General features: G+C 39.0%; 22 protein-coding genes. 17 read left to right on the forward strand and 5 right to left on the reverse strand.

The genetic code is table 11. From position 1 onward, the window contains the following. Window positions 1-243: 243 nt before the first annotated feature. Window positions 244-1,497, reverse strand: a complete 1,254-nt coding sequence (gene ispG / locus DY109_RS06340) for a flavodoxin-dependent (E)-4-hydroxy-3-methylbut-2-enyl-diphosphate synthase (RefSeq protein WP_023948852.1) — start codon at window positions 1,495-1,497, stop codon at window positions 244-246. Between the two features lie 119 nt (window positions 1,498-1,616). Here ispG and hypA point away from each other — a divergent pair, with 119 nt between their 5' ends. The 9 genes from hypA (at window position 1,617) to hisG (ending at window position 7,958) form a co-directional block, all read left to right on the forward strand. Continuing rightward, window positions 1,617-1,988: a hydrogenase/urease nickel incorporation protein HypA gene (gene hypA, locus DY109_RS06345; RefSeq protein ID WP_034550034.1), complete on the forward strand. Its 372-nt coding sequence runs from the start codon at window positions 1,617-1,619 to the stop codon at window positions 1,986-1,988. Between the two features lie 32 nt (window positions 1,989-2,020). Further along, complete coding sequence (gene mua / locus DY109_RS06350; protein ID WP_023948856.1) at window positions 2,021-2,839, forward strand: nickel-binding protein Mua; 819 nt, start codon at window positions 2,021-2,023, stop codon at window positions 2,837-2,839. Beyond that, the gene (lpxB, locus tag DY109_RS06355; protein WP_023948858.1) at window positions 2,836-3,900 is read left to right on the forward strand and encodes a lipid-A-disaccharide synthase; all 1,065 of its coding nucleotides are present in this window, start codon (window positions 2,836-2,838) and stop codon (window positions 3,898-3,900) included. Before mua ends, lpxB begins: the two co-directional genes overlap by 4 nt. A gap of 40 nt (window positions 3,901-3,940) precedes the next feature. After that, the gene (gene greA / locus DY109_RS06360; RefSeq protein WP_023948860.1) at window positions 3,941-4,432 is read left to right on the forward strand and encodes a transcription elongation factor GreA; all 492 of its coding nucleotides are present in this window, start codon (window positions 3,941-3,943) and stop codon (window positions 4,430-4,432) included. Window positions 4,433-4,444: 12 nt separating this feature from the next. Continuing rightward, window positions 4,445-4,888, forward strand: a complete 444-nt coding sequence (dut, locus tag DY109_RS06365) for a dUTP diphosphatase (RefSeq protein WP_034550084.1) — start codon at window positions 4,445-4,447, stop codon at window positions 4,886-4,888. Window positions 4,889-4,890: 2 nt separating this feature from the next. Further along, on the forward strand, window positions 4,891-5,553 hold the full coding sequence (locus DY109_RS06370; protein WP_023948864.1) for a hypothetical protein: 663 nt from the start codon (window positions 4,891-4,893) through the stop codon (window positions 5,551-5,553). Window positions 5,554-5,617: 64 nt separating this feature from the next. Then, on the forward strand, window positions 5,618-6,712 hold the full coding sequence (locus DY109_RS06375; RefSeq protein WP_023948865.1) for a hypothetical protein: 1,095 nt from the start codon (window positions 5,618-5,620) through the stop codon (window positions 6,710-6,712). After that, complete coding sequence (locus tag DY109_RS06380; protein WP_023948866.1) at window positions 6,712-7,353, forward strand: type III pantothenate kinase; 642 nt, start codon at window positions 6,712-6,714, stop codon at window positions 7,351-7,353. The genes DY109_RS06375 and DY109_RS06380 overlap by 1 nt, the downstream gene beginning before the upstream one ends. Continuing rightward, the gene (gene hisG / locus DY109_RS06385) at window positions 7,350-7,958 is read left to right on the forward strand and encodes an ATP phosphoribosyltransferase (RefSeq protein ID WP_023948867.1); all 609 of its coding nucleotides are present in this window, start codon (window positions 7,350-7,352) and stop codon (window positions 7,956-7,958) included. Before DY109_RS06380 ends, hisG begins: the two co-directional genes overlap by 4 nt. A 161-nt stretch (window positions 7,959-8,119) precedes the next feature. Here the strand turns inward: hisG and DY109_RS11490 are convergent, their stop codons facing one another. The 4 genes from DY109_RS11490 to DY109_RS06400 all read right to left on the reverse strand — a co-directional run bounded on the left by DY109_RS11490 (window position 8,120) and on the right by DY109_RS06400 (window position 11,514). Continuing rightward, on the reverse strand, window positions 8,120-8,272 hold the full coding sequence (locus DY109_RS11490) for a hypothetical protein (RefSeq protein ID WP_181894623.1): 153 nt from the start codon (window positions 8,270-8,272) through the stop codon (window positions 8,120-8,122). Between the two features lie 17 nt (window positions 8,273-8,289). Further along, the gene (locus DY109_RS06390; RefSeq protein ID WP_023948869.1) at window positions 8,290-9,096 is read right to left on the reverse strand and encodes a transporter substrate-binding domain-containing protein; all 807 of its coding nucleotides are present in this window, start codon (window positions 9,094-9,096) and stop codon (window positions 8,290-8,292) included. A 170-nt stretch (window positions 9,097-9,266) separates the two neighbouring features. Further along, window positions 9,267-11,045, reverse strand: coding sequence for a TonB-dependent receptor (locus DY109_RS06395; protein ID WP_115737824.1), 1,779 nt, complete (start codon window positions 11,043-11,045; stop codon window positions 9,267-9,269). Further along, window positions 11,014-11,514 carry a TonB-dependent receptor plug domain-containing protein gene (locus DY109_RS06400; protein ID WP_023948872.1) on the reverse strand — a complete coding sequence of 167 codons (501 nt, stop codon included), beginning with the start codon at window positions 11,512-11,514 and terminating at the stop codon, window positions 11,014-11,016. The genes DY109_RS06395 and DY109_RS06400 overlap by 32 nt, the downstream gene beginning before the upstream one ends. A gap of 680 nt (window positions 11,515-12,194) precedes the next feature. Between DY109_RS06400 and DY109_RS06405 the strand changes: the two genes are divergently transcribed. The 8 genes from DY109_RS06405 (at window position 12,195) to rpmB (ending at window position 18,088) form a co-directional block, all read left to right on the forward strand. After that, window positions 12,195-12,767 (forward strand): Panacea domain-containing protein, encoded by a 573-nt coding sequence (locus DY109_RS06405; protein ID WP_023948878.1) that lies wholly within the window; start codon window positions 12,195-12,197, stop codon window positions 12,765-12,767. Beyond that, complete coding sequence (locus DY109_RS06410; protein ID WP_023948880.1) at window positions 12,752-12,991, forward strand: hypothetical protein; 240 nt, start codon at window positions 12,752-12,754, stop codon at window positions 12,989-12,991. Before DY109_RS06405 ends, DY109_RS06410 begins: the two co-directional genes overlap by 16 nt. A 21-nt stretch (window positions 12,992-13,012) precedes the next feature. Further along, window positions 13,013-13,651: an MBL fold metallo-hydrolase gene (locus DY109_RS06415; RefSeq protein ID WP_023948882.1), complete on the forward strand. Its 639-nt coding sequence runs from the start codon at window positions 13,013-13,015 to the stop codon at window positions 13,649-13,651. Between the two features lie 364 nt (window positions 13,652-14,015). Beyond that, entirely contained in the window at window positions 14,016-15,065 is a 1,050-nt protein-coding gene (locus DY109_RS06420) for a flagellar basal body P-ring protein FlgI (protein ID WP_034550092.1), read from the forward strand. Window positions 15,066-15,134: 69 nt separating this feature from the next. Continuing rightward, on the forward strand, window positions 15,135-15,431 hold the full coding sequence (locus DY109_RS06425) for a hypothetical protein (RefSeq protein WP_023948886.1): 297 nt from the start codon (window positions 15,135-15,137) through the stop codon (window positions 15,429-15,431). Window positions 15,432-15,433: 2 nt separating this feature from the next. After that, window positions 15,434-16,609 carry a sensor histidine kinase gene (locus DY109_RS06430; protein WP_023948888.1) on the forward strand — a complete coding sequence of 392 codons (1,176 nt, stop codon included), beginning with the start codon at window positions 15,434-15,436 and terminating at the stop codon, window positions 16,607-16,609. Between the two features lie 53 nt (window positions 16,610-16,662). After that, on the forward strand, window positions 16,663-17,775 hold the full coding sequence (locus DY109_RS06435; protein ID WP_147291175.1) for an ATP-dependent DNA ligase: 1,113 nt from the start codon (window positions 16,663-16,665) through the stop codon (window positions 17,773-17,775). A 124-nt stretch (window positions 17,776-17,899) separates the two neighbouring features. Then, a complete protein-coding gene (gene rpmB, locus DY109_RS06440) occupies window positions 17,900-18,088 on the forward strand; it encodes a 50S ribosomal protein L28 (protein ID WP_023948892.1) in 189 nt (62 codons plus the stop codon). Window positions 18,089-18,169 lie beyond the last annotated feature (81 nt).

Raw genomic sequence — 18,169 nt, forward strand, 5'->3', positions numbered from 1 at the left:
TAAATCTTTAATCTTTGACAATTTCAAGCCTTTTTACCTTAATCATTATAAATATCAAAATACATTCAAGCCAAAATTTAAAATTATTCTGCTTAATGGAATCTAATTGTCTTTTTATTTGCCACATAAGAACAAGTCTTGCTTGTAATTGTGTTTTATCATTCTTAAATGCGAGCAAAAATTCAGAGAGAATCAAACCAAAATCCATTTTAGATTCTAGAATCTCATTATCTCAACTCAAATCTAATCCTGCTTGTATTCTTGTGCCATACTTTCGACTTCGGCGACAAAGTTTTCGAGCAATTCATTTTCTGGAAGTTTTTTGAGCACTTCGCCTTTTTTTATGATGAGTCCGGATTTGTTGCCAAATGCTATCGCAATATCAGCGTGTTTGGCTTCTCCTAAGGCATTTACAGCACAGCCCATGACACTGATTTGCAAAGGGGTTGTGATGTGTTTGAGTCTTGTTTCAACTTGCCTAACCATGCTGACAAGATCAGCTTCAATGCGCCCGCAAGTAGGGCAGGAGATAATTGTAATGCCTTGTTTTTGACGCCCACTATATCGCAAAATAGCCCGAGCAAGCGCGATTTCTTGCTCTAATTCGCCTGTGATAGAGCAGCGCATCGTATCGCCAATGCCCTCCATAAGTAAGCCTCCAAGTGCCATTGAGGACTTGATAGTGGAGTGAAACATCGTGCCTGCTTCTGTAACGCCCAGATGAAAGGGGTATTCTACAAGCGGGCGCAACCCACGATACGCAGCCATTGTGCGCTCTACATCGCTTGCTTTGAGCGAGACTTTGATATTGTTAAAGCCAAAATCTTCCAAAAGCTTGATGTTATACAGCGCAGATTCTATCATTCCTTTTGGTGTAGGACCATATTTTTGCTCAAATTGCTTCTCTAAGCTTCCTCCATTGACGCCGATACGAATGGGAATCTTGCGCTCATTGCACGCATGAGCCACGGCTTTGATTTTTTCTTTTGAGCCTATATTGCCCGGATTAATGCGTATGCAATCCACAGATTCTGCGGCGATGAGGGCGTATTCATAGCGGAAATGAATGTCTGAGACAAGCGGGAGAGGCGAGACTTTTTTGAGCTCTTTGAGTGCGTGTGCGTCTTTGAGATCACTTACAGCCACGCGCACGATGTCAGCTCCTGCGAGAGCGAGTCTATCAAGTTGGGCTTTGGTGGCTTGTATATCGCGCGTTTTGGTAAAAGTCATACTTTGCACTGAAATAGGCGCATCACCGCCAATGGCGACATTACCGACAAAAATTTGCTTTGTTTTGTAGCGCGGATGGAGAGTGGAGCGGGCAGAATGAGTGGAATGGGTAGAATGGGTAGAGGAAGCAGAATGAGTAGAATCAGTAGTCGCAAATTGCGCAGAATCTAATGCAGAATCTTGCCTAGAATCTACCTTAGATTCTGCATTGTGCGCGGGGTTTGTAGTGTTTGTGTTGGCAGTATTTGTGTTTTGTTGTTGAGCCATATTATTCCTTTAAATTGTTTGATATGGTGGTGTTTTAGGCATTAAAATTTTGTGATTATATAGCAAACAGAGTAAAACTTTGATATTTAGTGTGCTAAAATTAATCAAAAAGTAAAAAAATGCACGAATATTCAGTGGTGAATGATTTATTAGAACAATGCGATATGTATGCTAGAGATAATAACGCACTTTGTGTGGAGCGCATTATTATAAGCATAGGAGAAAGAAGCGCGATAGAGCCTTCGCTTTTGTTGAGTGCATTTGAGACATTTAAGCAAGAGAGTAGATTCTGTGCAAAGGCAGAGCTTGAGATACAGATCCAAAAAGTCAAACTGCAATGTTATGATTGTGGTGCGGAGTTTGAAGTGGAGGCGTTGGATTATGCAAGCTGTAAGCAATGTGGCACACAAAATGTCAAAATCATCGCCGGATCTGATATGCTTCTTTTGAGTATAGAAATGAATGTAGAAGACAATGTAGAAAATATGTGAAGCTAGAATGCGAAATTAAGTTAGGAAAGAATATGGAAAAACATAACGCTAATCAAATACAGCAAGAAGTGCTAAAAGAAATCGCCAAAAAATCAGATACGATAGGCTTGCAAGACATCAAAGAGGGTTGGGAGATTATGAGTGCTATCAAAATAAAAAGCGATACTTTTGCCAAAGAAATCAAAAGTTATAAAGATGAAATCAATGCTTTGCAAAATCAGCTCAAAACAATGCGCAAAACCATCAAAACAACCCAGCAGCAACTCCTTACCCTCGAATCCCAAAAGCAAGCAACCACTGAGGAGCTTCAATCTTTGCAAAAAGACTTCAATATAAAAAAAATCCAAGCCCAGAGCAAAACCCAGCACCAAAAAATCCAAGAAAATCGCTCTGCAATCCTGCCCGGCGCACTCAAAAATGTTGAAATCTATCTTAAAGATGGCTCAATCACCAAAGCAAAACCCGCGCAAAAAGTTTTTGGCGAGGATTTGTATAAAAAATACAGAGTCGAACTCAAAGAAAATCGAGTTTTAAAAAATAAAATCTCTGAATTAGAGCTTGAAAACAAGCGACTTGAGATAGAGCTTAGAGATTTTTATGCTGAATTGCAGCTTGAAGGTATAGGCGCGCTAGAGCCACTACATAAGATACACAAAGAAATCACACACCAAAACCAGCAGTCAAATACCACAGCTTCAAGCTTTACACATCTTTTGGATTTGGAATTACAACTCTCTAAGCAACTCTCCAAACACCCTTCCAAATATCAGCAAAAAACACCCCAAACTGATACAATCCAATCGCTTGCTACATTAAATACGCATTCAGATACACATCAGGATAAACAATGAAACTGCTTGTGAGCGCATTAGAGCCAAGCTCAAATCTGCATTTAAAGTCATTAGTAAAATATTTAGGCAAAGATATTGAATTTATAGGGATTTTTGATGAGAGTTTGAGTGCGTTTGGCACGCCTTTGTATAGCCCAAAAGATTTTTCTGTAATGGGGTTTGTTGATGTGGCAAAAAAATTATCGTTTTTTTGGCAGGCACACAAGCAAATGTGTGATCTCGCACATAGCGCAGACAAAATACTTCTTATGGATTCTTCCTCGTTTCACATTCCTTTGGCTAAAAAGATCAAATCACTTCACATGCACGCGCCCGTGTATTATTATATTTTGCCGCAAGTGTGGGCGTGGAAAAAATGGCGCGCCAAAGGCATTTGGCAGCATTGTGATGCATTGCTTGCGATTTTGCCATTTGAGGTGGATCTCTATCCGTCCAAAGCACGATATGTAGGACACCCATTGCTTGATGAGATTCCAGAATCTAGGGTAAATACAAAAGGCAGTGGCGTGGTTTTTATGCCCGGAAGCAGAAAGGGCGAAATTAGGCGCATTTTTCCGGAATTTCAAAAAGTGGCAAAATCTTTAGGCAGAATCCAAAAAACGCTTGTTGTGCCACCATATTTTCAAACCCAGAATCTAGAATCTATTTATGGCGATATAAGCGATTTTGAAGTGTGCTTTGATAGCAAAGAAGCTTTGTGGAATGCAGAATTTGCTTTTATTTGCTCAGGCACTGCGACACTAGAATCCGCGCTTATTGGGACGCCATTTGTGCTTGGTTACAGAGCAGCGACACTTGATTATTATATCGCGAGAAGTTTTGTGCGTTTGCACTACATAGGATTGGCAAATATTTTTTTTAACGCGCTCAATAAAGAGCCACCCGGAAATGGCGCAAGTGCTATGCATATCGAGCTTATCCAAGAAAACCTCACAGCCAAAAATTTGCTTGAAGCTTATCAAAGCTTTGATAGAGAAAAGTTTTATACACATGCTTTGCAGTTGAGATCTTATCTCAAATATGGCAGTGCTGTAAATGTTGCAAATATTTTAAGGGGTTAAAAGATTTTTGGTATGATTAGGTTTTTATTTAGGAGTTTTTATGCAACCAATGAGCCCTTATGGATATGACAAAGTCTGTGCTGAATTAAAACATCTCAAAGAAGTTGAGCGTCCAAATATCGTCAAAGAAATCGATATAGCGCGATCGCATGGGGATTTGAAAGAAAACGCAGAATACCACGCCGCCAAAGAGCGACAGCTTTTTATCGAAGCAAGGATTAATGACCTTAGTCAGATTCTCGCGCAAGCTCAAGTTATAGATCCTGCGACTTTAGCGCATGATAAAGTGAGCTTTGGAAGCACGATTGAGATTTTGGATTTGGATTCTGACAAAAAAATGACTTATACGATAGTAGGCGGAGTGGAGAGCGATCCTGCGCGCGGGCTTATTTCATTTGCTTCACCCATAGCCAAAGCACTTATAGGCAAAAGTGTAGGCGATGAGGTAACAATCACCCTTCCACGAGGCGAGAGTGATTTTGAGATTTTAAAAGTATATTATAAGCCAATCACATTTGATAATAAGGAATAGAGTATGCCTAATATGCCTGTCTTAAAAATCAAGCGATTGCACGCAGATGCGATAATGCCAAAATACCAAACAGAAGGTGCAGCGGGCTTTGATTTGCACGCGCTAGAATCTCTTGTGCTTCAAGCAGGCAAAAGGGTAGCTGTAAAAACAGGGCTTGCTATTGAGATCCCAAAAGGCTATGAACTACAAATTAGACCACGAAGCGGGCTAGCTATAAATCATGGCATAAGCGTGCTTAACACACCCGGCACTATTGATTGTGATTATCGAGGCGAAATTATGGTGATTCTTATCAATCATTCTCAGGAGGATTTTCATATCCATAAGCATGATAGAATCGCTCAAGCAGTGCTGAATATCGCCCCGCAAGCCACACTCAAAGAAGTCCAAACTCTCTCACAAAGCGAACGTGGCGAAAAAGGCTTTGGTAGTAGTGGCATAAAACATAAGGAGTAAAAATGGCGATTAATAATGATTTGCAAGTGATCAAAAAAGAATTTGAAAATGATGAAAAGATTTTAGAGAGCGCATTTAGGATTGAGCGGTTTTTTAAGAAATACAAATATATTTTGATTGTCGTTGTGCTAGTGCTTGTGCTATGGGGCGTGTATATAGGCGTGTATTCGTTTTTGGAGGAAAAAAAGGCTGCTGAAATCAATGAGATTTATAGAGAATTAACACAATCGCCAAATAATGAAGTATTGCGCCAATCGCTAAAAGACAAAGCCCCAGAGTTGTATGATTTGTTTTTGTATGCGCAAATAATACAGCTAGCAAATACCCAGAATCTAAATGGATCAAATCTCGATTTTGAAGCGTTGCAAAATTCATCAAATCAAATTGTCAAAGAAATCGCAGAATACGAAATAGCTTCAAAAAGCCAAGATAGCGCAAAGCTTGATGCAATAGATTCTGCTTTTGGTGATTTGGCAAAGATTCAAGAGGCGTATTTGGCAATCAAAGCGCAAGATATAACCAAAGCACGAAAGATTCTTAGCACTATTCCAAAAGATTCTCAAATGGCAGGAAATGCCGAGCTTTTGAGGCATTATGGTATCACGACAATGCCTTTAGAATCAAACGATATGAGTATCGAAGAAATCGCTCCTGCCAAAAAGTAAAAATAGCAAGCCCCAAAAGTGAGTCAATAAATGAACCAAAAATCAAATCTAAAGAGTCAAATAAATGAATAAAATATATATCTTTTGTGTCGCGTTTGTTGTGTTTTTTGTCGTTGGCTGTGGAAGCAAAAAATATTATGAACCCACCGCAGTGAGCGGACAAATTATATTTGATCATTCTTTCAAATCCCCAATCGATCAAAACAATCGCTATGCAGCCACGCTCAAAGATGGCTCTTTGCTGACACAAAATGGAATCATTCCCTACACAAAAGAGATCCCAAAAGATTCAAGGTTTTTAAACGAGTCAGGCGGGTATTATATTTTTGCAAAGGGTTGTGAGTTGCTGATACTGCTTAAATCAAGCATTTTAGATTCTCGTGTGTTTGATTCTGATGTATGCCAGATAAAAGAGACAAACACAATCTGCACGCAAGATGAAATCCAAGTCAAAAATGATTTTTGCGCGGTATCTGCAAGCATAAAGGGTGATTTGCTTGCTGTTGTCGGCACTGATAATTCATCGACTTTGTATAAGATTCCAGAAGGTGAGGTGAAATTTTCACAAAAAGGTTCATCAGTTATTGCTGTTAATCAGCTTGTAGCCGCACCTTTGTTTTTGGATACTTTGGTTGTTTTTCCGACTCTTGATGGCAAACTTTTGGTGGTGAGTATCCAAAACTTTGAAATCCAACGAAATATTATTTTAGGAGGCGATAAGTTTTTTAATAACATCATCTATCTAGGCGGTGATGATAGCAGAATCTTTGCAGCCACTTCAAAGAAACTCATCTCAATTATTTCTGGTCAGGAGTTTAGCTATACTGCCGAGCTTATGGATGTATTTTTTGATAATCGCTACCTCTATGCGCTCACGCTTGAGGGCAGGGTGATCCAGCTTGATCATACATTGCGAGAGGTAAATGCGCTGAAGTTTCCATTTGCTTCATTGGAGGGCATCGTGATTGTCAATAATCATCTCTACACTTACGAAAAACAAGGCGGGTATATTATTGACATTATGCTTGATGATTTTTCATACAAAGTGTATCGCGTGCAAGATATGTTTGGAAAGCCACTCAATAACAAGCTGAATTTTTACACAAAAAATATATTTTATTATGACAGATATTATTTTGACTTCTCTAGGCTTCAATAATGGTGCTATGCGATATTGGAAATACACATTTTCATTTTTGGGATAATGGGCAGATTACACATATTTTGCCAAAGCATCTCAATAAGCACTTATTTGATCAAGAGATTTATTATATCAGTGTCAATAAGCAAAACGAAAAAATGCTTAATAAAACATTTAAAACCACTTATGATCTAGAATCTATCATCAATCTTCCGACAAAATATGTAGGGCTTGGCGTAGATAGAAAAGCAGCGTGCTTGTGTATAACAAATGGTGTCATCGTCGATGCAGGCAGTGCGATAACCATTGATGTGGTGGCAAATAGCAAACATCAGGGAGGATATATTTTGCCCGGACTTAGCGAATTTATACAAGCCTATGGCAGAATCTCTCCAGCCCTCAAAACAAATATAAATTTTGGGCTTGAGCCAATCGAGCTTCCACTCAATACAAAAAACGCGATAACTTATGGCGTGCTAAAGAGCATTATCTTAACCATTCAAAACACTATCGGCTCACAAAGGGCGTATTTCACAGGTGGTGATGGCAAATATCTTGCAAAATTTTTTACTCAAGCTATTTATGATGAAACCCTTGTATTTAGAGGAATGCGAATATCTATCGAGCGCGCACTTGAGCGCAGAAGGAATCAAAAATGATTAAAATTGCTTTACCAAAAGGACGCATCGCAAAAGAATCTTTGGAGATTTTTTCGAGGATTTTTGAGACAAAGATTGAGTTTGATGACAGGAAGCTTATCTTAGAGAAGCATAATTTTTTGTTTATGCTTGTGCGTAGTCAAGATGTGGCAACTTATGTGTATCATCAAGCCGCTGATATTGGCATTGTCGGGCTTGATGTGCTAGAAGAGCACCCGCTCAAAGTGGTAAAACTTATGAATTTAAATATAGGAAAATGTCGCGTAGTTGTTGGAGCGCGCGCAGATGGAGGGATTGACTATCTTAAGCCTAGAATCAAAATCGCTACAAAAATGCCTCATATCACCCTGCGCTATTTTTCGCAAAAAGCCATTCCAGTTGATGTCATCAAGCTGTATGGCTCTATCGAGCTCGCGCCTTTGGTGGGGCTATCTGATGGGATTGTGGATATTGTCGAGACAGGCGATACAATGCGACAAAATAATCTCATCGAGGTTGAAAAAATAATGGATTCTAGCGCGCATTTGATTTGCAATCTCAATAGTTTTTATGCGAAAAAAAATGAGATTCTAAGCCTATGCGCAAAAATACAAAAAGAGCTTTAGATTCTCCTTTGACTTTGGGTAGAATCTACAATAAATTATTTCTAAGGTTTTGATAAATATTTTATATTGCGACTTTTTGCTTTGCTATTTGAGTGGGTAACAAATAAAAAATCTAGAAAAATTTTTCATTGTAAAACAAAGTAAAACAAAACCAGCATTTATCAGAATCTAAAATTCTCTCTCTTTTTTTTTTTGATTGCCACAGCTCTAAGGGGTTTTGCAATGACGATCGAAGTAGATTCTGTGTTTTTCTTTATTGTTTTTGGATTCTGCGACAAGCCTAAGATATGATAATCAACCACTTGCAATAACAATCGCTAATCTTTCTTTATTATTCTTGATTATAAAGCAAATTTTCAGCACCGAGTTCTTTTCCATAAAATGGCTGCAAGGAAGCCTCATAAATCTGCATAAAAAACCCGTCTTTTTGGAGTGTATCCATTTCTTGATTTATCCATTTCAAAAGTGCCTTATCGCCCTTTTTGACTGCTGGGGCTATCATATAGTCATCGCCCAAGATTGGGATTGAGATTTTGAATTGTGGATTCTGGCGCACCCACGCAAACGCTGTGGCATTGAGTATGGCGACATTGATATTTCTGTCTTTTTGGAGTTTATCAAGGCATTCTTGCACGTTATCAAATTTGATAAGCTCGATGTTTGGGTAATTTGTCGTGAAATAATCCTCTAGCACAGTGTTTTTCTTTATCGCAAGTGGTGAGTCAAGCAAATCCTGCATACCTGAAGGATCGCTGTAATGATTGACAATGCTAATAGCGACTTTCATATATGGCGTGCCAAAATCCACGCGCGCTTCATCGCCACTGCGCGGTATAAAAGTCGCAAGCACAAGATCGACTTGATTAGATTCTAGTGAGGAGGCGCGCTCATTTGGAGAGATGATGATAAGCTCGGCTTTTGACTCATCGCCAAGTAGATCTTTGGCGATTTTTTTGGCAAGCTTTATCTCAAACCCATCAAGCTCGCCATTTTCATTGATATAGGCAATGGGCGGAACTTTTTCGGATACGCCTATGCGGATTTTGTCTTTTGACTTGATATGATTAAGGCTATTTCCCTCGCAGCCAAGCGATACAAATAACACAAACACAACGCACAAAATCCGAAAAATACTCATCTAGAATCCTGCTTCAAAGAATCAAAACGCGCTATTATACAAAAATAATTGTGAAAAAATGATAAAGAGGGCAAAGCCTAACTAAAGAATCCATAATGTTTGCATATAAATATTGTTGGATTTTCTTTATGGATTCTGAGTTTTAGGCTTAGAATGAGGATTCTTAAATCCTAAAACGCGTAACGCAAATCTGTGAAAAATTGTATCCCCGGAGCGTAGAGATAAGAATAACCTGTGATTTTATCGCTTGGATCGGAATTATAATAAGTAAAATAAGTCGCATCAAAGAGATTGCGCGCACCGATTGTAAATGTAAAATCCCCAAACCGAGAATCTAACCCCAAATCCGTAAGGATATATGGATCAAGCTCTTTATTAGCGACATCACGTTGCGCGCCTGTGAGAGAGTTTTGCGTCCAAAGGCTGAAGTGTTTGCCTATATCCCAATTTATACCAAGTGTGGCTTTGATGTTTGAGACATAGGGGATTCTGCGTCCGTCCATATTTGTGCCATTTCTTGAGCCATCAAGGATTCTAGCGTCTATATAAGTAAAGCTTTGATTAAATCTCAAACTGCGCTCAAAAAACGCTTCCTCGACAAATACCTCCACTCCTGCGCGACTTGTAAGCCCATAATTTCCGATAGAAAATACTTCAGTATGCGCGCTTCCATAGCTATAAAGCTCATTTTCTGTGAGTGTATAAAACACCGCGCCAGAGACAAACACATATCTTCCAAGTTGCGCTTTTGAGCCGATTTCAAATGTATGGTAGTATTCGGATTTGACATTTGTATCGACATAACGTGTTATGCCATTTCCTCCACCTGTGCTTTGTGCCATTGTGAGATTATCAGGATTTGGCGAGCGAAATCCCCTCTCATATTTTGCATATACATTGCTTGAGCCAAAGTCAAATTTTGGCGTGATTTCTAGTGCGAAGTTTGAGATATTTGCAGATATATCTTTATCAGGACGTAAGATAGCACAAGGGCTTGTTTTGCCATTTCTTGTGCACATCATAGCCACATAGCTTATACCACTATATTCCCTTTTGCCTGTGTAGTTGGCGTTTTCGTATCGCGCACCACCTGTGAGTGAGAATCTATCAGTGAAGTTGTATTTCTCTATTGCATAAATTGAGTTTGTCCATTTATTTGCAGTGAGGGGTATATGAAAGTCATGTCCCGCTGATTGCCCCGATATATTAAACCGATATGCCATATTCATCAGTCGCTCACCGATAGAATAAATAGAATCAACTCCAGCGATAAATAATCCCCTGCCACCATTATGTGTGAGATCATAGCGGGCTTGCGCGCCTACTTTGGTATCAAGAAAGTAAGAGCCATCTTGGCTAAAATCTGTAACCCACCAGCGACCATAATACAAATCCTGCCTATTGGTTAGATATTTATTCCTAAAGAAGTGATACAGGGCTTTTATTTGAAGCTTTTGGTTTTCTGTGAGCTTTGTATCATAAGTTATCACTGCATCGATTCTATCTTGTTGTGTTTTTATGTTGCCTAGCCCTGCGTCATATTGTTTGCTTTGGCTTGGTGCATTGCTTACAGCAGGACTCATCATAGCTCCTGTCCTACTTATTTCCATTAAGAGATTTGGCGAGGTATTGATAATCCCATGAAAATAACTCACATCAAATGAGAGAGAATTAGCATCATTAATATCCCAAGTGAGATTCCCGCCGATATTGCCTGCGTTGGTCTCATCACCTACGCGATAGCCGTATTTATACAGATACCGCCCGCTTATACTATAATACAAATTCTCGCCTATCTTGCCACCAAAGCGCGCATCAGTATTGACTTCAGAGCCAAAGATTTTAGAGCTTGGCGTGCCTTTGTAGCTTATGCCGACATTTGGTGAAAAACTCTCATATCGCTTTTTGGTGATGATATTAATCACCCCCCCCCCTTGTGCCATTTCCATACATTACCGCGCCACCACCGGGCAGAATCTCAATCCGCTCTATATCACTAGGAGAAATCGTATTTATGGGCGTTACACCATGGCTAGAATCTAGCATATTCATTTGCGTGCCATTGAGGAGCACTTGCACATTGACATTACTTGCTGCACCTTGCCCGCGCAAGTCGATATTTGTGCCAAGTCCGACATTTGCCTTGCCTGTGAATGGAATATAATCAAAGATTTCTTCTGTGGTTTTGAAGCCTTTGTTTTCGATCGTGGATTTGTCGATGATATAGACATTGCGATTAAGCTCATCAAGCTTGCTATCAAAGCTGCGAGCTTTGGCTGTAACTTTATCAAGCATATAGCTTTGACTTGTCGCACTCTGGCTTGTCGTATCGTAATCCGTCGCATCTTGGCTTGTTTGGGCTAAGGCGATAGAAGTGAGAAGAGACAAAATGAGAGATTTTTTCATCAAGTTTTTCATGGTATATACCTTTTTTTAAGTTTTAAGAATTATTATTACTAATAATTTATGGGCGTAATTAAATATGAAATTTGCTTAAATTTAAATTAATAATTATTCTTATAAGTGAAAATATTTGGATTTATCTTGCAATGACAAAATTTTTTTTGGATTGCAACGCGGACGCTTAAGATATGACGACTTAATGCGTCATTGCGAGCAAAATTTTCAAATTTTGCGTGGCAATCCACTTTTTGAGTTTTAGAATCTAGAATCTAAAATAGATTCTTATAGATTGCCACGCTCATTATACTCGCTCGCAATGACGACAAAAGGCTGGATTGTCACGCAGTTTTGCAACTGCTCGCAATGACGATTTTTTTTTTTTTTTTTTTTTTTGGATTGCAACGCGGACGCTTAAGATATGACGAGGTATTTTAGATTCTAGGATTCTATGGAAACAAAAAGAGCGTAAAAAAATTCTCTATTTTTAGCTTATTTTTGTAGTTTTGCAAGGTGAATGAATGAGTCGCGCTATATCGTGTGTCGCAATGAATGAGCTGAAGCAATCTGCAAAAAGAAGCAAAAAGAGAGATTTAGATTTTATGTAAAGCAGATTTTTGTTATATTTCGCACAAAATGAATAGATAGTCAAGTCATTGTTAATATAATTCCAGTGGATTGACAAAAGGAGTAAGGGAGTGAAAATAGCACATCAAAGCACAGACAAGCAAAAAATCCTAGAGATTGCCAAATATATTTTGCTTTTAAATGAGCGATTTTCTCAGCGATCGCAAAATGGCATAGATATAAGCGAGCAGGACGCGCCAGATGAGATAAGTAATCTAAAGCTTTTGAAGCTTGTTTATTATGCAAATGCTCTTAGTTTGATATATTTACATACGCCATTGTTTGATGAGAAAATCGAGGCTTGGAGGCATGGACCTGTGGTGCCTTCTTTGTATAGAGAGTTGAAAAAATACAAAGGAAAAAATCTGATGAATATCCAAGAATTACGCACTGATACATATCGCTACCTTAATGATAATGAAAAGCATATCATCACAATGGCTTTTAGGGAGTATGGGCGATACACAGCATTTAGACTGCGAGATATGACGCATACAGAAAGCCCATGGGTGGATTCTTTTCAAGAAGGGGCGCATAATGTAATTTCAGATGAAAAAATCATTGATTTTTTTGCAAAAAAACAACAAGAAAAGGCACAATACCTATATCAAAAAAGTGAAGATTATATATGTCTATTCAGGTAGTTACATCACTTATATGGGCGTTAAATGACTATTACAAACTAGGAGAGACTTTATACAAAAATCGGCATTATTTAGATAAGACTTTCTCTCATTTTGAGAGATTTGATGAAAAAGATGTGATTGAAATGATTGACAATATAGACAAAAAATTTTTTGAGATTTTTGAAGATGATGAGATAAAAGTCAAGGCGTTTATATTTACCATACTTAAATCACAATTTTAACCAAACCACAAAGGAGCAAATATGCAAACCAAACACAATCACTCAAGCCATTTTAGCCATTTATGCAAGGCATTTGGAATCTATCAGACAAATTGCTACATTATCCAAACCAAAAAGGGTGAATTTATCATCGATCCGGGCGAGAACTCTACACAATGGATTCTAAGTCAAGTCAAAAATCCACTCGCTATCCTCATCACACACGGGCATTTTGATCATATCTTTGGGCTTGCCACACTTCATCAAGCATTGCCAAATCTACCGATCTACGCCCCGCAAGCTGATGCGTTTATGCTAGAATCTGACTGCTTTGATACAGGGCTTACACCTTGCGCGCCTAGCTATATGGTAGCGTGCGACAAAAACGAGCAAGTGCTAGAGATTGAGGGCATTAAGGTGAGTTATTTGCACTTTCCGGGACATACGCCCGGCTGCAGTGTGATTGTGATCGGAGGGGCGATGTATAGCGGGGATTTTATCTTTAAGCGGAGCATTGGGCGATATGATTTTCCATATTCAAGCGCGAATGATATGCGCGATTCATTGCAGCGATTTAGCGAGCTTAAGCTAGAGGATATGGAGATTTTGCCCGGACATGGAGAATCCACGCGATTATGCTTTGAGCAAAATAACGCAAAACTTTGGTCCGAACGGATTTAGGGTTTATGGTTTGGAATTTGTGCTTTAGGTTATGGTGGTGATAATGGCAAGCTTTCTTTACTACCTTTACTACCTTTGCTGCAAACACTAAGAATGACAAAAATTAGATTCTAGGTTGCCACGACTTCTTGCGAAGTCTCACGATGACGATTAGTATAGATTCTGTGTTTTATTTCTGAAATTACCACGCAAAATTTTTAATTTTGCTTGTAATGACAAATTTTTGTTGCGTGTGGATTCTGGGAAGTTGCATTAAAAATCAAATAAGGAATCAAAATTGCTTAAAACTTACAAAGACTTATAAAAGACTTGTAAATTTAAGGAGATGAAAATGGCTTTAGGACGGCAGAAATGGATATGGCAGATGTGGAAAAACATAGCTGTAAAATTGCAGATATTTGCGTGGATTCTAGGCTGTGTGGGCGCGCTAAGCACGATACATGCTGAAAAAATCGGCGATATAGCAAGCATTGTCGGCGTGCGTGGGAATCAGCTTATCGGCTATGGGCTTGTGATAGGGCTTAATGGCACAGGTGATAAGACAAGCTCGAAATTCACAATGCAATCCATAGCCAATATGCTTGAGAGTGTGAATGTCAAAGTCGATCCAGAAAGTATAAAATCCAAAAATGTCGCAGCGGTGCTTGTAACTGCGGATTTACCGCCATTTGCAAGGCAGGGTGATAAGCTTGATGTGCAGATCTCTTCAATCGGAGATGCCAAATCGCTAGAATCCGGAATCTTAGTAATGACACCGCTTAGCGCAGTCGATGGTAATATTTATGCAGTCGCGCAGGGAGTGGTGAGTGTTGGGAATTCAAGTAATGCGCTTAGTGCGAGTGTCTCAGGAGGTGCGGTTGTCGAGCGGGAAGTGGCGTATAATATCTATGGGCAAGATGTTGGCACATTGAGTCTGAAGTCTTCAAATTTTCAAAACGCCATAAAAGTGCAAGATACCTTAAACAAAATCTTTGGAGCGCAAACAGCAATCGCGATAGATTCTAGGACGATAAAGCTTGCTAAGCCGGAGCGATTAAGTATGGTGGAGTTTTTGGCATTGGTGCAAGAAGCGGAGATTGAGTATTCTAATGCTGATAAAATCATCATCGATGAAAAATCAGGCACAATCGTGGCAGGGATTGATGTGCCTGTGCGCCCTGTCGTGATTACAAGTGGCGATATAACGATAAAAATCACAAATGAACCGCTTGAGGGCAAAGACGCTCAAAAGCTAGATTCTACAAGTAGCTTTGATCAAGCAGCAGGGACGATAAGTGCAAGTGAAAAAACAACAACGCTTTCAAGCGTGGTGCAGGCATTGCAAAAAATGGGCGCAACACCAAAAAATATGATCTCAATCCTTGAAGCAATGAGGCAGAGTGGGGCGATTTCTATTCCGATTCAGGTGCTGTGAGTTATAATAATTACTTCGCGATGTAATGTGGTTATGTGATTTGATGATGATGAAATGTAAGGAGCAAAAATGAAAATAGATTCTACAAATGCGCTTTTGCAATACCAATCAAGCAAAACGTCAACAATCAACAAAAACCAAAAAGATGATGAAGCACTCAAAGCGCAGACAGACGCGTTTGAGTCGATATTGCTTAAATTTATGCTTGATACTTCGCTCAATCTTGATGATCCTTTGTATCCTAAGCAAGCTGGAGCAGAGATCTATCAAAGTATGTATAAAGATACGCTCTCTCAGCAGCTTAGTGGGAATTTTGGGTATTCTCAAATGCTTTTTGAATGGCTTAAACAACAACAAAAAGGCTAGATTTGGCACGCAAACATCACAAAACCATCACAAACACTAAAAACACTAATGCAAGCAAAAGCGCAAATACAAGCATAGGTGGAAGCGAGAATAAAAAAGAAAATAAAAATGAGAGCAAAAATGAGATTTTGATTGAGGATTTTAGTGAAAATGATGAGCGATTGGGTAGGGAGTTTCTCGCAGAGATTGAGTCAAATCCGCAAAACATCAAGCAGCTTTTGGAAGAATTTATCACAATTAGCTATCGCTATGAAAAAGATGTCAAAGACGCAAAAGCCCTGTATGAATGGCTGATAGAGACGCTTCCTCAAGCTATATGGGTGTATAATAGCGATGGGAGCTTTTTTTATCGCAATTCTTTGGCTATCAATCTCTCCGAGATTCTAGAATCTTTGCAGCCTCAAGCCTCAAACCAAGAGCAAACGCAAGAAATCGAATACAAACAACGTACATATTTGATACAGATAAATTCTTTTCAAAATCGCCAGCTCATCACTGCAACTGACATCACAAACCAAAAACGACAAGAACGACTTGCTTCAATGGGGCAAATATCCGCGCATTTAGCGCATGAGATACGCAATCCTATCGGCTCTATGTCGCTTCTACTCTCTACACTTGCCAAAAAATCAAACCAAGCGCAGAATCTCATTATCGCAGAATTGCAAAAATCAATTTTTCGTGTGGAGCGGATTATAAAAGCGACTTTGCTTTTTTCTAAAGGTGTGAGCGCAAATAAGCAACCTACGAGTATTGCAAGCTTGGAGGAGGATTTGTGGGATTGTATAAAAACTTATAGCTATACAAAAGATATTGTTTTTAACTTTGAATTTGTTGATAAGGTGTGCTTGCTTGATCGGGATTTGATGGCAATGGCGTTGCAGAATTTTTTGTTTAATGCGATTGATGCGATAGAAGAGAGCGAGCTAGAGAATGGAGTAAGCGGGGAAGTCTCTATAAAGGCAAGCATAGATAAAGATGAGATAATCTTTGAGATACAAGACAATGGTAAGCCTTTTGAGAATCCAGATATATTGTTTGAACCTTTTGTAACGACAAAACTTAAGGGCAATGGGCTTGGATTGGCACTTTCATTGCAGATTATTTATGCTCATCAAGGCAGGATTAGTATTGATGCACCAAATAAAAAATTTAGCATTGTGATTAAGAAATTTTGATAAGCCCAAAAGCGAAGGGCGAGGGGAATGCAGAGGTGAGAGTAGCGAGATCAATGAGAGCAGCGAGGAGTATTATACAGATTCTGCTCTTGTGCGGGGTGTGTAGTTTTGGCGTGGCTGATGTGATGCTTCTTGTGCCTTATAAGCAGGAATTGCTAGAAAATGGATCATTAGAGGGCTATCTTGTCAGCGAAAAGCTTGATGGCGTGCGGGCTGTGTGGAATGGCAAGCAGCTTCAGACAAGGCAGGCAAACCCAATCTTTGCACCACAATGTTTTACGCAAGATTTTCCAGATTTTGCGCTTGATGGCGAGCTGTTTATCGATCGCGGGAAGTTTGAAGAAGTCCTAGCAATCGTTAGCAAAAAGCAATCACAATGCGAAGAATGGCGCGATGTGGTGTATTATGTGTTTGATGTGCCTACTTGTGGTGAAAACAACACAAGCACAAATAGCACAGATAGCGCGCAAGATAAAGCCCAAATACCACAAAATCAAATCCTAGATTCTCATATACAATCAAGTGTAGCAAACGCAGAATCCAACCTAGAATCTAAAAATACGCAACCCAAGAAAAAATCTCACAAATCCAATCAACAACCAAAAAGCGCAGAATCTAACCAAGAATCTAATAAAACTAATGAATCCAAAACCAACCCAGAATCTAACTCTAATTTTTGCACGCTTACAAAGCGATTGAATGTGCTTGAACATTATTTAGATTCTGCTTCTAAAACTCTGCCTATAAAAATCATTCCACAGTGCAGGCTTACTTCACAAACTTCACAAAAAGATTTGCAAAAAATGCTTCAAGAGCTCATCAAGCAAGGTGGTGAAGGGCTTGTCGTGCGTAAGGATAATGCACCTTATGAGCCATTTAGGACGACAAATGCTCTAAAGCTTAAATCCTATGATGACGCAGAGTGTAAAGTCGTAGGATATACCAAAGGTAGAGGACGACTTAGTGGCAAAATGGGCTCGATTCTGTGCGAGCAAGAAACGCCAGATGGGAGGATTTTGCGATTTAAAATCGGAAGTGGATTTAGCGATAAAATCCGCGAGAATCCACCAGCAATAGGCAGTTTTATCACTTATAAATATTTTGGCTATACCAAAAACAACATTCCACGTTTTGCAAGTTTTTTGAGAATCTATCATCAAGAATGATACAAATCAAGAAAGATAGCGACAAATCAAAAGGAATATTTGCAAGAATTTAAGTTTAGATTCTGTGTTTTTTTGCTAGAATCCTAAATTTCATTACATACATACTAATTCACAAAGGTGCAATATGGCAAAAAGATGTTTTTTTACGGGCAAAGGACCTATGGTTGGCAATAATGTAAGCCACGCAAATAACAAAACAAAAAGACGATCGCTTCCAAATTTGCGAAGTGTCAAAATCAAATTAGCCGATGGCTCATCACTTCGTATCAAAATCGCTGCTTCTACACTAAGGACCATGAAAAAATATTCGTAAATATTCTTGGATTCTGCTTGAATGTTTGTTTTGCGCCATATATTTGGGTTATCTATGGATTCTATGGGTTTAGTGATTTAT

The sequence above is a fragment of the Helicobacter fennelliae genome, from assembly GCF_900451005.1.
Classification (GTDB): domain Bacteria; phylum Campylobacterota; class Campylobacteria; order Campylobacterales; family Helicobacteraceae; genus Helicobacter_B; species Helicobacter_B fennelliae.

What these genes read in the sequence shown, in the direction of transcription:
- ispG (WP_023948852.1), bottom strand. Translation starts at nt 1,497, where the DNA reads ATGGCTCAACAACAAAACACAAATACTGCCAACACAAACACTACAAAC.
- hypA (WP_034550034.1), top strand. Translation starts at nt 1,617, where the DNA reads ATGCACGAATATTCAGTGGTGAATGATTTATTAGAACAATGCGATATG.
- mua (WP_023948856.1), top strand. Translation starts at nt 2,021, where the DNA reads ATGGAAAAACATAACGCTAATCAAATACAGCAAGAAGTGCTAAAAGAA.
- lpxB (WP_023948858.1), top strand. Translation starts at nt 2,836, where the DNA reads ATGAAACTGCTTGTGAGCGCATTAGAGCCAAGCTCAAATCTGCATTTA.
- greA (WP_023948860.1), top strand. Translation starts at nt 3,941, where the DNA reads ATGCAACCAATGAGCCCTTATGGATATGACAAAGTCTGTGCTGAATTA.
- dut (WP_034550084.1), top strand. Translation starts at nt 4,445, where the DNA reads ATGCCTGTCTTAAAAATCAAGCGATTGCACGCAGATGCGATAATGCCA.
- DY109_RS06370 (WP_023948864.1), top strand. Translation starts at nt 4,891, where the DNA reads ATGGCGATTAATAATGATTTGCAAGTGATCAAAAAAGAATTTGAAAAT.
- DY109_RS06375 (WP_023948865.1), top strand. Translation starts at nt 5,618, where the DNA reads ATGAATAAAATATATATCTTTTGTGTCGCGTTTGTTGTGTTTTTTGTC.
- DY109_RS06380 (WP_023948866.1), top strand. Translation starts at nt 6,712, where the DNA reads ATGGTGCTATGCGATATTGGAAATACACATTTTCATTTTTGGGATAAT.
- hisG (WP_023948867.1), top strand. Translation starts at nt 7,350, where the DNA reads ATGATTAAAATTGCTTTACCAAAAGGACGCATCGCAAAAGAATCTTTG.
- DY109_RS06390 (WP_023948869.1), bottom strand. Translation starts at nt 9,096, where the DNA reads ATGAGTATTTTTCGGATTTTGTGCGTTGTGTTTGTGTTATTTGTATCG.
- DY109_RS06395 (WP_115737824.1), bottom strand. Translation starts at nt 11,045, where the DNA reads ATGGAAATGGCACAAGGGGGGGGGGTGATTAATATCATCACCAAAAAG.
- DY109_RS06400 (WP_023948872.1), bottom strand. Translation starts at nt 11,514, where the DNA reads ATGAAAAACTTGATGAAAAAATCTCTCATTTTGTCTCTTCTCACTTCT.
- DY109_RS06410 (WP_023948880.1), top strand. Translation starts at nt 12,752, where the DNA reads ATGTCTATTCAGGTAGTTACATCACTTATATGGGCGTTAAATGACTAT.
- DY109_RS06415 (WP_023948882.1), top strand. Translation starts at nt 13,013, where the DNA reads ATGCAAACCAAACACAATCACTCAAGCCATTTTAGCCATTTATGCAAG.
- DY109_RS06420 (WP_034550092.1), top strand. Translation starts at nt 14,016, where the DNA reads ATGTGGAAAAACATAGCTGTAAAATTGCAGATATTTGCGTGGATTCTA.
- DY109_RS06425 (WP_023948886.1), top strand. Translation starts at nt 15,135, where the DNA reads ATGAAAATAGATTCTACAAATGCGCTTTTGCAATACCAATCAAGCAAA.
- DY109_RS06435 (WP_147291175.1), top strand. Translation starts at nt 16,663, where the DNA reads ATGAGAGCAGCGAGGAGTATTATACAGATTCTGCTCTTGTGCGGGGTG.
- rpmB (WP_023948892.1), top strand. Translation starts at nt 17,900, where the DNA reads ATGGCAAAAAGATGTTTTTTTACGGGCAAAGGACCTATGGTTGGCAAT.